Here is a 12,070-nt window from a genome sequence, read left to right on the forward strand (position 1 = left end):
ACGCGATGACGGATCAAGCCGCCAGCCTCCGCCTGCTCGCCGCGCAGCAGAACCGCGCTCCCAGCTTCGCCTTCATCGGCTCGGAGCGCTCCGGCACCAGCACCGTGGTGACCGAGTTGGCGCTGGGCCTGGCCTATGCCGGGCTGCGGCCGCTGGTGGTAGACTGTTGCCTGGGGCAGGTGCAGACGCGCCGCCTGGGCGTCCCCGCCACCGCCACGCTGGAAAGCCAGGTGGTCAACGCCGGCGGGCTGGACGACATGATGATCACCTCGCGCCAGGGGGTACAGCTGGTCAATCTCTATGCGCGGCCGGAACAGCGCGCGCTGTTCTCCGCCCAACTGTGGCTCAGGCTAGGCAGCGAATTCGGCGCGCAGGAGCGCGACGCCTCGGCGCTGCTGATCGACGTGCCCAACCCCGGCCTGGACGCCATCCCCGCCAGCGTGGCCGACAACCTGGTGCTGGTGCTGACCCCGGCCGCCGAATCGCTGACCGCCGCCTACGCCAACATCAAGCGCCTGGCCAGCCTGTACGGCCGCCAGCGCTTCAATGTGCTGATCAACCGCGCGCGCCATCTGGACGAGGCGCGCGAGCTGTTCACCCGGCTGTCGGCCGTCACCAGCGAATTCCTGACGGTGTCGCTGCGCTGGGTGGGCTTCGTGCCGCAGGACAGCGCCGTGCGCCGCAGCCAGACGCTGCACCGTCCGATGATGGAAGCCTTCCCCGACAGCGAGGCCGCCGCGGCGTTTTCCCAGCTGGCGGCGGTGCTGCTGCATTGGGACGCGCCGGAAACCACACGTGACAATACCGGATACATGGACTTGCTGATTGCCGCCTCGCGCGACTGGGCCGAGGCAGATGGAGCCAAACCCCTATGAACCCGTCCTTTCGCCGATCGGGCTACGCCAATGCGGCCCCCAGCGTCGAGATAGACGTGGAGGCCCACGCGCCGCTGGTACGCAAACTGGCCAGCATCATGATCGCCCGGCTGCCGGCCTCGGTGGATCTGGGCGACCTGATCCAGGTCGGCATGATCGGCCTGATCGAAGCCGCGCGCCAGTTCGACCCGGCGCAGGGCGTGATGTTCGAAACTTTCGCCAGCCAACGGATCCGCGGCGCGATGCTGGACGAACTGCGCCGCGAGGACTGGCTGCCGCGCCAAGCGCGCCGCCAGGCCCGCCAGATCGAAGAAGCGATAGCCCGGCTCGAACAGCAGCTCGGCCGCGCGCCGCTGGAGTCGGAAATCGCCGCCGAGCTGGGCGTGGAGCTGGAGCAGTACCAGGACATGCTGGGAGAATGCAAGGGCACCACCCTGCTACACTTCGAGGACTTCGCCAGCGACGACGAGAACCCGCACAACCCGGTGGCCAACGTCGCCGACGACGATTCGCCGGACCCGCTGGCGACGCTGGCCGACGACAGCTTCCGCCAGCATCTGATCAGCGCGATCAAATTCCTGCCCGAGCGCGACCAGCTGGTGATGGCGCTGTACTACGAGCAGGAGCTGAACCTGAAGGAAATCGGCGCGGTGCTCGGCGTCACCGAGTCCCGGGTCTGTCAGCTGCACAGCCAGGCCATCGCCAGGCTGCGGGCAAAACTGAAAGACTGGCTGTAAGGGAAGGCCCGGTTTGCGTGATGCCGGGCTTCAGACCAGATCAATAACGGAAACACCTTGTGGACAAGATCAGTCTTATCGCCATCATCCTGGGCCTGACCGCCATCGTCGCCGGCCAGGCCATCGAAGGGGGCAGCCTCGGCTCGCTGATGCAGCTGACCGCCTTCATGATCGTCATCGGCGGCACCACCAGCGCGGTGATGCTGCAAAGCACGCCCAAGCAGTTCATGGCCGGCCTGCGCATGGTGCGCTGGATCTTCCGCCCGCCCAATTTCGACCACGAGAAAATGATCCGCGAAGTGGTGAACTGGAGCCAGACCTCGCGCAAGGGCGGCCTGCTGGCGCTGGAAGGGGTGATCAACCAGCAACGCGATCCCTTCACCAAGAAAGCGCTGCAGATGCTGGTGGACGGCACCGAGCCGGACACGCTGCGCGCGGTGATGGACGTGGAAATCAGCATGTTCGAGCACGCCCGCAAGCAGGCGGCGCGGATCTGGGAATCGGCCGGCGGCTATTCGCCGACCATGGGGATTCTGGGCGCGGTGCTGGGCCTGATCCACGTGATGGAAAACCTCTCCGACCCATCCAAGCTGGGCGGCGGCATCGCGGTGGCCTTCGTCGCCACCGTCTACGGCGTCGGTTCGGCCAACCTGTTTTTCCTGCCGGTGGGCAACAAGCTCAAACACTTGGTGGCGTCGGAGCTGGCGATGAAGGAGCTGGTGGTGGAGGGCATAGTCGCCATCGCCAACGGCGAAAACCCGCGCATCATCGAAAGCCGGCTGCGCGGCTTCCTGGCGATGCATGAATAAACCGCTCCCGCGTTAGCTCGCAAAAAAGGCAAGCCAAGGGGGCTTGCCTTTTGGCTTTGCGCTGTCAGCTCACTGCGCCGCCAGTTCCCGCTCCGGCTTGCGCAGCTCGCTCTCCAGCAACTTGTAGTAGTCCAGATCGAAAGCCGGCTCGCCATCCAGTTCGCCGCCGTTGCGGCGCGAACCGAGGTAGCACCAGCGGTCGAACAGATGCTCGACCACGTCGCCGCACACCTCGTCGCGCTCCACCACCGCCACCGCCCCTTCGAACGGCCACTGCCTGACCTTCAGGCGCTGCAAGGCCGACACCAGGCGCAGATTATGGCTGTCCGCGCCCTCCTTGCCGACGCAGGCCCCGCGGCAGCGATTCAGGCTGTAGGCGTTGCAGGCTACGCCCTTGCGGCTGGTCACCTGCTCCACCCCCAGCACCGCCTGGCACAGCCCCTGCGCCAGCGCGATCTGCGCCAGCGCCTTGCGCGCCTCGCGCGCGTGGCGGAACAGGCCGTAAAGATCGGTGGTGCGGCTGAAATCGATATCCTGCGCCGACACCGCGCGCAGCCGCGCGAAACCGTCCTCCTCCACCCGCAGTTGCAGCGAACAGGCCTCGCTCAACATCCGCGCGCGCGGGTTATGCAGCGGCTGATAGGCGCGCAGCCACTGCAGCTCCTGCAGATGCGCGCCGAATTCGCCCAGGCTCTCCCGCCACTCCACCCGCGCCACCGGCTCGTCGATGCGCACCTCGTGGCTCTTGTGTCCGGGCTTGGCCTTGGCGAAATGCCCCAGCACCTTGCGGTACAGATTGGCGGCGCGGCCGACATACAGCGCCTCGCCCGCCGCGCCGAACAGCGCATAGACGCCAGCCGAATCAGGCAGCTCCTCGATCTGTTGCTGCAACTGCGGCGCAAGATCGCCAAGTTCGGCCGGCTGCGACAACAGTTGCTCCGCCTCATGCGCCAGGCGCCCCTGTCCCAGCTCCCCTTCCGCGATCCGCAGGAAGCGGTACACCGCCTCGGCATCGGCCAGCGCGCGGTGCCGCTCCGGCATGTCTATGCCGTGACGCGCCACCAGGCTATCCAGGCTGTGCTTGAAATGCTGCGGATACAGCCGGCGCGACAGCTTGACCGTGCACAGCGCCCGCGTCTGGAAGCGCAGGCCGTGGCGGCGAAATTCGTTCTTCAGCAACCCGTAGTCGAAGCGGGCGTTATGCGCCAACAACAGGCGGCCTTGCAACCGCGCCAGCAGCTCCTCGGCCAGTTCGGCGAATGGCCGCGCCGCGGCCACCATCTCATTGCTGATGCCGGTCATGTTTTCGATGAACGGCGGAATCGGCTGGCCGGGATTGACCAGCCAGGCATGGCGCTCCACCCGCTCGCCGTCGATCAGGATCACCCCCACCTCGGTGATGCGGTCGCGGCTGATATTGCCGCCGGTGGTTTCCAGATCGACGATGGCGCAGGGTTGTTCAAACAGGGTATTCAATCTATCCATCGCTTTCAGTCGTGCGGCGCCGCGCGCCGGACATGCCATTCGCCAGGCCATGTTGGAAGGCCGCGACAGCAATTGCGGGCCAGTTTACCGGCTTTGCAAAAAAAAGTCCCACGAGGTGTTGACAGGCCAAATGGCCCTCTATATTATTCACCTCCTCGCAAGACACAACGTCTCGCAAGGCAGTGCACCCGTAGCTCAGTTGGATAGAGTATCTGGCTACGAACCAGAGGGTCGGGCGTTCGAATCGCTCCGGGTGCACCAAAAATCAGCGTCCCTATAGTTTAGCGGTTAGAACACCGCCCTTTCACGGCGGTAGCCGGGGTTCGATTCCCCGTGGGGACGCCAAAGCTGCACCCGTAGCTCAGTTGGATAGAGTATCTGGCTACGAACCAGAGGGTCGGGCGTTCGAATCGCTCCGGGTGCACCACAGTTTCAGTCCCTATAGTTTAGCGGTTAGAACACCGCCCTTTCACGGCGGTAGCCGGGGTTCGATTCCCCGTGGGGACGCCAGCATGAAAAGCAAGCCCGTCATCTCAGCATGACGGGCTTTCTTCATTCCCGATCCGCCGTTCTAGGCGGCAAAGCTATTCACCAGCATTCCCGCCACTCCCAGCAGCAGCAGCGCCGTGACCCTCTGCATCAGGCGCTGTCTTCTCGGCTGATCCAGCACATGCTTGATCCGCTGCCCGAAATAACAATAGGAACACCCGCTGGCGAACTGCAGCAGCAGAAAAGTCAGCCCCAAGATGGCGATGTCTGCCGCCCGGCTGCCCGCCCGCCCGGCAAACTGCGGGAAAACCGCGCTGAACATCAGAATCGTCTTGGGATTCGAAAATCCGGTCAGCATGCCCTTGATGAACAACTGGCCGAATCTCATATCACTCGACAAGCCCGCCACCTCCATCCGCACGCCCTTGCTGGTCCATTGCCGATACGCGAGGTAAAGAATATAGCCCACGCCGGCGATCTGGATCGCACGCATGACAAACGGGTCGTTTTTCAGCAGTTCGGACAAGCCGATGGCGAATATCAAAATGGAAACCAGGTACGAAGCCGAAGCACCCAACTGCGCGGGAATGGAGCTACGCAATCCATTCCTCAACCCAAGACTCATCAAGAAAACCGTCATGGGACCAGGACTGAACGTCATCGTCGCGCAGAAAATCAGGAAATAAGAAAATTGCTGCACTTGCCTCTCAAAATGGTAAGCTTGAAAAAAACCCCATGCATGGCAATGGGGAAAGGGTAGAAAGGGTAGTATGTTTTAGCTGCCAAATTCTGAGTGCCGGTGAAGTAAATCCAATCTTTTCATCTTAACTCACACATGCTGCTTTAGTTAAAAGTCTAACTCTGGTTTGTATTTCTGTAATGATTTTCACTCCCTCTTGCAAATCCACCATATGAATCCCAGGCTTTCCAAACCCGGAAGTCTTCGTATCATCAAGCGGAATCGCATAGCGTTGAATATAGCGTTGATAATCCTTTAGCAGCAAATTGCAAACTCGCAACATTGCTCTTGGATTATTAGTCAGGACAGCATGCCCCAACAGGTCAAAATTATGCAAAGCATCAGCCAGCTGAAAAATACCCTTGCCATTCAGCAAGCGACAGCCCCGGCTATCTATTTTCTCGCTGCGCTGCCGAATCGTAGTTGCAACGTGAGCCGCATAGTACAAAAGCCTTGCCAGCTCGCTTGTTAAGTTAAGCTCCTGCGTACTCATTGCTCACCTCGTTTTATTAATTTCAACCCGCCAACCGATTGATCTCCGCAAATCAGATTAACCACAAACCCCAAATTCACACGAAGTAGAATAAATTCTGAGCAAGCGTTACTTTTAGATCAAAACACAGCTATCATGCACGCCTGAAAGAATGAATACCATTCAAAATGGCATAACGCTCCACATGATCTGATTAATTTCTCCCACGTACTGCAGCGGAAAATATTTAGCTAAAGATTTTTAATGACCTACTCAGAATTGACCCAGACAAGACGAAGCAGTCCATCAGCGATCACATGCGCACAGAATAGGTCTCGGGATTGATTCATAACAGATAAAGCCTGGCTTCAAATGACAGGACTTTACCGGTAAAATCCCCGGCAAAGTCAAAAGGACCACGATGCCAATCTCCCCGATCGCCTTTCATCCAGGCAGTCCCAAGGTTCAGCAAATCGTCGAATCCCTGAGCGAAGCCATCCTGCAGGGCACCATCCCTGCGGGCAGCAAGCTGCCATCGATCCGCGAGCTGACGCGCCTATTTGGAGTGGGGAAATTCACGGTCATCGACGCGCTGGATAGGCTGCGCGGCTGCCATCTGGTGTCATCCCGGCAAGGCCGGGGCTTTTTCGTCTCCCCGCTCAACGCGGCGCCGACTGCGGCGCCGCTGGCCGACTTGATGCCGCAAGACCTGATCAGCATCCTGCGCCGCTCGCTGATCGCCGACAACGGCGCCATGCGCCCCGGCAGCGGCCACCTGCCGGAAAGCTGGCTGGATACCGACGCCTACCGCCAGGCGATGCGCGCAACCGTGCGTTCGCCGCTGCTGAGGATATCCGGCTACGGCAGCCCGGCCGGCTATCTGCCGCTGAGGCAAGCGTTGCAGCAGCGGCTGAGCTTGCAAGGCATGACCGTCCAACTGGAGCAGATCGTCACTACCGCCAATACCGTGCAAGCGATAGACATGCTGCTGCGCCTGCTGCTGCGCCCCGGCGACACCGTGCTGCTGGACGATCCCTGCTATTTCAACTTTCACGCCAATCTGGCGCTGCATGGCGCCAGCGTCGTCACCATCGCCCGCAACACCGGCGGCATCGATTTCGATCAGCTGGAAACGCTGCTGGCCGCCCGAAAGCCGCGCATCTACCTGACCACCTCCCTGCTGCACAATCCCACCGGGCACTCTTTCACACCCGCCCAATCCTACCGCCTGTTGCAGCTGACCAAGCAATACGGCTGCCACATCGTGGAAGACGACCTATACGGCGACCTGCACAGCTCGCCGCCGCCGCGGCTGGCCGCCCTGGCCGGCTTTGATCATGTCAGCTACCTATCCGGCTTTTCCAAGGTGCTGAGCGCCAACACCCGAGCCAGCTACGTGGTGGCCACGCCCGACCTGTCGGCCAAGCTGTGCCATTTGAAATTGATGAGCGGCGGCATCACGTCGGAGCTGCTGGAACAACTGCTTTGCCGCATGCTGACCGAGGGCAGCTACGGCAAGCACCGCAATCGCCTGGTGGTTCGCCTGCTGGAGTCCGGCGCCCGGGTGGCCGAGTGGCTGCGGCAGAGCGGCTGCGAGCCGGCCCACTCCTTTGACGGCGGCATGTTCATCTGGGCGCGGCTTCCCGCCGGCATCGATGCGGAAGAACTGGCGCAACGCGGGTTGGAACAAGATCTGGTGCTCGCGCCGGGCACGCTGTTCAGCCGGAATCCCGACGCGCGCCGCTTCATGCGCTTCAATGTCGCCAGCAGCGACGATGCCGGCGTCGCCCACAGATTCGCCATGCTGCTGAGCCAAGCCCGCGCCGCCAGCAGGGTCTGACGTTCCGCCGAGCGGTCAGGAAGCGCCGCCCTTCAACCCTCCCGGCAAAGATGCCACACCCCGCGACCGGCATATATGCCTAAAGCATTAATACTTCTGTTTTTCTTGAAAGCATGAAAATGACATGGTGTTAGATTGTATTCTCCGAAATTTCTATGGGATCAGACCCTGTCTGATGAATTTCTGTGAGAATCCAACACAAGATAAACACATATGTCATTCCCGCCTTGCTCGGCCTCGTGGCCGCTCCGGCGATGGCCGCTGCCGGCGATGCCGACAGCGCGGCGCTGGAGCGCGTCACCGTTACCGGCTCGCGCATTTCCCGCTCCGCCCAGGAAGGCCCGACCAGCGTCACCGTGCTGACCGGCAGCGACATCGAAAAACAGGGCTACACCAATGTCTACGACGCGCTGAACAGCCTGCCGCAAAACACCGGCTTTACCCAGGGCGCCGACTTCGGCAACACCTTCACACCGGCAGCCAACGCCATCAGCCTGCGCGGCCTGGGGCCCAACCACACGCTGACGCTGATCAACGGCCGCCGGGTCGCCGATTACCCGACGGCGTACGACGGCTCGGTCAACTTCGTCAATCTGGCCAATATTCCGGCCGCGATGATAGACCGGATAGAAATCCTCAACGGCGGCGCTTCCGCCATCTACGGCTCCGATGCCATCGCCGGCGTGGTCAACGTCATCCTGAAAAAGAAGACCGATGGCGTGGACGTCAACGTCAAGGTCGGCGCCAGCGAGCACCATGGCGGCGAGAATGGCAGGCTGCAATTGAGCGGCGGCCACAGCTGGGATCAACTCAGCTTGGTCTACGGGCTGGAGCTGAGCCAGCGCAACGCCATCTGGAGCAACCAGCGCGGCTTCATGGCCGACAACAGCTCGGACGGCTCCGCCCCAACCACCATCTGGTCGCAACAGATCAAACAGGGGCCGAACAAGGGGAAATACATAGGCGCAGGCGATTGCAGCGCTTTTTCCAGCCTGTTCAACGGCAGCGTCCGCCCCTACACGATCAATAGCCGGACCGGCAACGGCGTGGTCTGCGCCAGCGGCCAGGCCAGCCCGGACTACTGGACCATCCAGACCGCCAACCAGAGCCAGAACGGCTACCTGAGCGCCAATTACCAGCTCAACGAGCACGCCGAGCTGTTCAGCGATGCCCTGCTCGGCTTCAATCACACCGAAAACAACACCCGCGGCCCGGCCTGGACTTCGCTGGGCGGATCCAGCCAATACTTCCTCAACCAGAACACCGGCCAATACGAGCAATGGACCCGACGGCTGGCGCCGGAGGAAATCGGCGGCGCCACCGTCTACAACCGCAAATGGGACGACCTGTCCGCCAACCTCACCTTCGGCGTGCGCGGCGACCTGCCCGGCACCAGCTGGAACTATGAAGCCGCGTACAACGCCTCGATCTACACCAGCCAGCAGGCCGCGCCGAGGCTGCTATCCAACGTCGACAGCTTCTTCCTTGGCCCGCAGCTTGGCACCGATAGCAACGGCATAGGCATCTACGCGCCCAACGCGGCGCACTTCGCCGCCCCGATCACGCCGGCCCAATTCAACAGCATCGTCGGCAGAAGCTTCGAGCAGGACAAGTCCTGGCTGCAGGCGCTGAGCCTCAGCGGCAGCGGCGACCTGTTCAAGCTGCCCGCAGGCGCGGTCAAATTGGCCGGGGCGCTGGAATGGGGCAGCCAGGGCTTCAGCAACGATCCCGACATCCAGCTGGGGCAAGGCGTGTTCTATCGAGCCTCGCCCGGCAGCCATGCCGGCGGCACCCGCGCGCGCCAAGCCGCCGGCGCGGAGTTGTTCATTCCGCTGCATAAGCGCCTGAACGTCACCCTATCGGGCCGCTACGACCGCCTGGCCATCGCCGACAGCAGCGTCGGCAAGTTCACTTATGGCAGCGGCCTGGAATTCCGCCCGCTGGACACGCTGCTGCTGCGCGGCAACTACGCCACCAGCTTCCGCGCGCCGGACATGAACTACCTGTTTCTGACGCAAAGCCGCGGCTACTATCCCAGCGTGACCGACTACTGGCGCTGCCAGCAGGCGGGCCAGCCCACCGCCACTTGCGACTACAAGGACCTGACAGCCAATTTCGTCAAAAGCGGCAATCCGGACCTGAAGCCGGAAAACGGCAAATCCTACGGCTTCGGCTTCGTTTGGTCGCCCAGCGCCGACGCCGACCTGTCGCTGGACTACTGGAACATCAGCATCAACGACCTGGTGACCGACCTGGATCAGGACAAGATTCTGCGCGACGAGGCGGCTTGCCGCAGCGGCCAGCTGGACAGCAACTCCAGCCTGTGCCAGGACGCGCTGCGACGGGTGCAGCGCAACCCGGCCAACGCCGTGCTGGACCCGGGCGCCATCAACCAGATCCTGACCAATCCGATCAACGCCGCCAACGAACGCACCAGCGGCATAGACCTGAACGGCAAGCTGCGCTGGCGGACCGCGAAATGGGGCCGCTTCCAGCTGCAGGCCAGCTACTCCCAGGTGCTGACCTTCACCTATCAGCAATTCGCCGGCGACCCCACCCAGGACAGGCTGCAAGACCTGAGCAACAGCGACTGGCGCAACAAGCTGAGCGCCAGCCTGGGCTGGAGCATCGGCAACTGGTCGTCCACCCTGCAACTGACGCGCTACGGCAAGGTGCCCAACAACGCCCAAACCGGCTACCTGACGCCCACCATCCTGGCCAATCTGAGCCTAGGCTATCAGCTAAGCAAGCAGACTTCGCTAGGCCTGATCGTCAACAACCTGCAGGACTTCATCAAGAAAGACTACAGCGACGGCGCGCCGTATTATCCGGTCGGCACCTACCTACCCTACGGCCGCCAGGCCTGGCTGGAGCTGAATCACCACTTCTGAAATCGCACCGCGCGGAAAATGAAAAAACGGGATGCATTGCATCCCGTTTTGCATGAATCGGCATTCAAGCCGCTTCCCGTGGAAAAGGCGGCCTGAATGCGATGGAAGAAAATAGAAAAAGCCCAGCATTTTCATGCTGGGCTTTTTCTGAATCCTGGCGTCCCCACGGGGAATCGAACCCCGGCTACCGCCGTGAAAGGGCGGTGTTCTAACCGCTAAACTATAGGGACGTCTTGGTGCACCCGGAGCGATTCGAACGCCCGACCCTCTGGTTCGTAGCCAGATACTCTATCCAACTGAGCTACGGGTGCAGTTTCTGGCGGAGAAAGAGGGATTCGAACCCTCGATACAGGTTTAAGCCCGTATGCTTCCTTAGCAGGGAAGTGCCTTCGACCACTCGGCCATTTCTCCGTTCAGAGAGCGCCATATTAAATAGGGGCGCTCTTGCTGTCAAGCATAAATGCAAAATTATTTATGCCGCCTGGTCCAGGCCGAAAACCTTATGCAAAACGCGAACCGCCAGCTCCAGATATTTCTCGTCCACCAGCACCGAAACCTTGATTTCCGAAGTGGAGATCATCTGGATGTTGATGCCTTCTTCGGCCAGCGTGCGGAACATGGTGGAAGCGATGCCGCAGTGCGAACGCATGCCGACGCCGACGATGGAAATCTTGGCCACCTTGTCATCGGCATCGATCTTGGCCGCGCCGATATGGGTCTGCACCTCGCGCAGGATGGCAAGCGTGCGCTGGAACTCGCCGCGCGGCACGGTGAAGGAGAAATCGGTGGTGCCGTTTTCGCCGACATTCTGGATGATCATGTCCACTTCGATGTTGGCATCCGCGATCGGGCCCAGGATCTGGTAAGCGATGCCCGGCTTGTCCGGCACGCCCTTGACATTGATGCGGGCCTCGTTGCGATCGAATGCGATGCCTGCCACTACCGCCTTTTCCATGCTCTCATCTTCCTCAAACGTAATCAGGGTGCCCTCGCCTTCGTCTTCGAAGCTGGAGAGCACGCGCAAGCGTACCTTGTACTTGCCGGCGAACTCCACCGAGCGGATCTGCAATACCTTGGAGCCCAGCGACGCCATTTCGATCATCTCTTCGAAAGTGACCGTCTTCAGGCGGCGGGCCTCCGGCACCACGCGCGGATCGGTGGTGTAGACGCCGTCGACGTCGGTGTAGATCTGGCACTCGTCGGCCTTCAGCGCGGCGGCCAGCGCCACCGCCGAAGTATCGGAGCCGCCGCGGCCCAGCGTGGTGATGTTGCCTTCCTCATCCACGCCCTGGAAGCCGGCGACGATGACCACGCGGCCTTCCTTCAGGTCGGAACGCATCACCTCCTCGTCTATCGACTGGATGCGGGCCTTGGTGTGCGACTGATCGGTCACCACCTTCACCTGCCAGCCGCAATAGCTCTTGGCCGGCACGCCGATTTCCTTCAGCGCCATCGCCAACAGGCCGATGGTGACCTGTTCGCCGGTGGAAACGATCACGTCCAGCTCGCGCGGGTCCGGGTAATCCTGAATATCCTTGGCCAGGGCGATCAGGCGGTTGGTCTCGCCGCTCATCGCGGAAACCACCACCACCACATCATGCCCCTGGGCCTTCCATTTGGCGACGCGACGGGCCACATTCTTGATGCGCTCGGTTGTCCCGACCGAGGTGCCGCCGTACTTCTGTACGATGAGTGCCATACGTGCTTCTTGTTTCAAAATGGTTGAAATGTCG

At 61.6% G+C, this 12,070-nt stretch carries 9 protein-coding genes and 7 tRNA genes; 9 read left to right on the forward strand and 7 right to left on the reverse strand.

Features of this window, described 5'->3' with window-relative positions:
* Window positions 1-5 precede the first annotated feature (5 nt).
* The 3 genes from U6115_RS19515 to U6115_RS19525 are packed head-to-tail and all read left to right on the forward strand — an operon-like array spanning window position 6 to window position 2,421.
* Complete coding sequence (locus U6115_RS19515; RefSeq protein WP_043580578.1) at window positions 6-875, forward strand: MinD/ParA family ATP-binding protein; 870 nt, start codon at window positions 6-8, stop codon at window positions 873-875.
* A complete protein-coding gene (locus tag U6115_RS19520) occupies window positions 872-1,612 on the forward strand; it encodes an RNA polymerase sigma factor FliA (protein WP_043580417.1) in 741 nt (246 codons plus the stop codon). The genes U6115_RS19515 and U6115_RS19520 overlap by 4 nt, the downstream gene beginning before the upstream one ends.
* A 59-nt stretch (window positions 1,613-1,671) precedes the next feature.
* Window positions 1,672-2,421 (forward strand): flagellar motor protein, encoded by a 750-nt coding sequence (locus U6115_RS19525; RefSeq protein ID WP_043580415.1) that lies wholly within the window; start codon window positions 1,672-1,674, stop codon window positions 2,419-2,421.
* Window positions 2,422-2,490: 69 nt separating this feature from the next.
* Here U6115_RS19525 and U6115_RS19530 read toward each other — a convergent pair whose 3' ends face one another.
* Entirely contained in the window at window positions 2,491-3,906 is a 1,416-nt protein-coding gene (locus U6115_RS19530; protein ID WP_043580413.1) for an exonuclease domain-containing protein, read from the reverse strand.
* A 184-nt stretch (window positions 3,907-4,090) separates the two neighbouring features.
* On the opposite strand from U6115_RS19530, the gene U6115_RS19535 reads away from it, so the two are divergent.
* From U6115_RS19535 to U6115_RS19550, 4 genes are all read left to right on the forward strand, one after another.
* Window positions 4,091-4,167 (forward strand) — tRNA-Arg (locus U6115_RS19535).
* Between the two features lie 9 nt (window positions 4,168-4,176).
* A tRNA-Glu gene (locus tag U6115_RS19540) sits at window positions 4,177-4,251 on the forward strand.
* A 5-nt stretch (window positions 4,252-4,256) separates the two neighbouring features.
* Window positions 4,257-4,333 (forward strand) — tRNA-Arg (locus tag U6115_RS19545).
* Window positions 4,334-4,341: 8 nt separating this feature from the next.
* Window positions 4,342-4,416 (forward strand) — tRNA-Glu (locus tag U6115_RS19550).
* Window positions 4,417-4,477: 61 nt separating this feature from the next.
* Here U6115_RS19550 and U6115_RS19555 read toward each other — a convergent pair.
* Both U6115_RS19555 and U6115_RS19560 read right to left on the reverse strand, forming a co-directional pair.
* Window positions 4,478-5,095: a LysE family translocator gene (locus U6115_RS19555; RefSeq protein ID WP_043580411.1), complete on the reverse strand. Its 618-nt coding sequence runs from the start codon at window positions 5,093-5,095 to the stop codon at window positions 4,478-4,480.
* A 124-nt stretch (window positions 5,096-5,219) separates the two neighbouring features.
* Window positions 5,220-5,627, reverse strand: a complete 408-nt coding sequence (locus U6115_RS19560; protein WP_146008445.1) for a hypothetical protein — start codon at window positions 5,625-5,627, stop codon at window positions 5,220-5,222.
* 400 nt (window positions 5,628-6,027) lie between these two features.
* On the opposite strand from U6115_RS19560, the gene U6115_RS19565 reads away from it, so the two are divergent.
* A complete protein-coding gene (locus U6115_RS19565; protein ID WP_043580409.1) occupies window positions 6,028-7,446 on the forward strand; it encodes an aminotransferase-like domain-containing protein in 1,419 nt (472 codons plus the stop codon).
* 227 nt (window positions 7,447-7,673) lie between these two features.
* Entirely contained in the window at window positions 7,674-10,337 is a 2,664-nt protein-coding gene (locus U6115_RS19570; RefSeq protein WP_230623446.1) for a TonB-dependent receptor plug domain-containing protein, read from the forward strand.
* Window positions 10,338-10,492: 155 nt separating this feature from the next.
* On the opposite strand, the gene U6115_RS19575 is transcribed toward U6115_RS19570, so the two are convergent.
* The 4 genes from U6115_RS19575 to U6115_RS19590 form a co-directional block, all read right to left on the reverse strand.
* Window positions 10,493-10,567, reverse strand: a tRNA-Glu gene (locus tag U6115_RS19575).
* Window positions 10,568-10,571: 4 nt separating this feature from the next.
* Window positions 10,572-10,648 (reverse strand) — tRNA-Arg (locus tag U6115_RS19580).
* A gap of 6 nt (window positions 10,649-10,654) precedes the next feature.
* Window positions 10,655-10,748, reverse strand: a tRNA-Ser gene (locus tag U6115_RS19585).
* 61 nt (window positions 10,749-10,809) lie between these two features.
* Window positions 10,810-12,036, reverse strand: coding sequence for an aspartate kinase (locus U6115_RS19590; protein WP_043580405.1), 1,227 nt, complete (start codon window positions 12,034-12,036; stop codon window positions 10,810-10,812).
* Window positions 12,037-12,070 lie beyond the last annotated feature (34 nt).

It is taken from the genome of Chromobacterium subtsugae, from assembly GCF_035919665.1.
In the GTDB taxonomy this organism is placed as follows: domain Bacteria; phylum Pseudomonadota; class Gammaproteobacteria; order Burkholderiales; family Chromobacteriaceae; genus Chromobacterium; species Chromobacterium subtsugae.

Coding starts and splice junctions, on each gene's coding strand:
- U6115_RS19515 (WP_043580578.1), top strand. CDS start 6: ATGACGGATCAAGCCGCCAGCCTCCGCCTGCTCGCCGCGCAGCAGAAC.
- U6115_RS19520 (WP_043580417.1), top strand. CDS start 872: ATGAACCCGTCCTTTCGCCGATCGGGCTACGCCAATGCGGCCCCCAGC.
- U6115_RS19530 (WP_043580413.1), bottom strand. CDS start 3,906: ATGGATAGATTGAATACCCTGTTTGAACAACCCTGCGCCATCGTCGAT.
- U6115_RS19560 (WP_146008445.1), bottom strand. CDS start 5,627: ATGAGTACGCAGGAGCTTAACTTAACAAGCGAGCTGGCAAGGCTTTTG.
- U6115_RS19565 (WP_043580409.1), top strand. CDS start 6,028: ATGCCAATCTCCCCGATCGCCTTTCATCCAGGCAGTCCCAAGGTTCAG.
- U6115_RS19590 (WP_043580405.1), bottom strand. CDS start 12,036: ATGGCACTCATCGTACAGAAGTACGGCGGCACCTCGGTCGGGACAACC.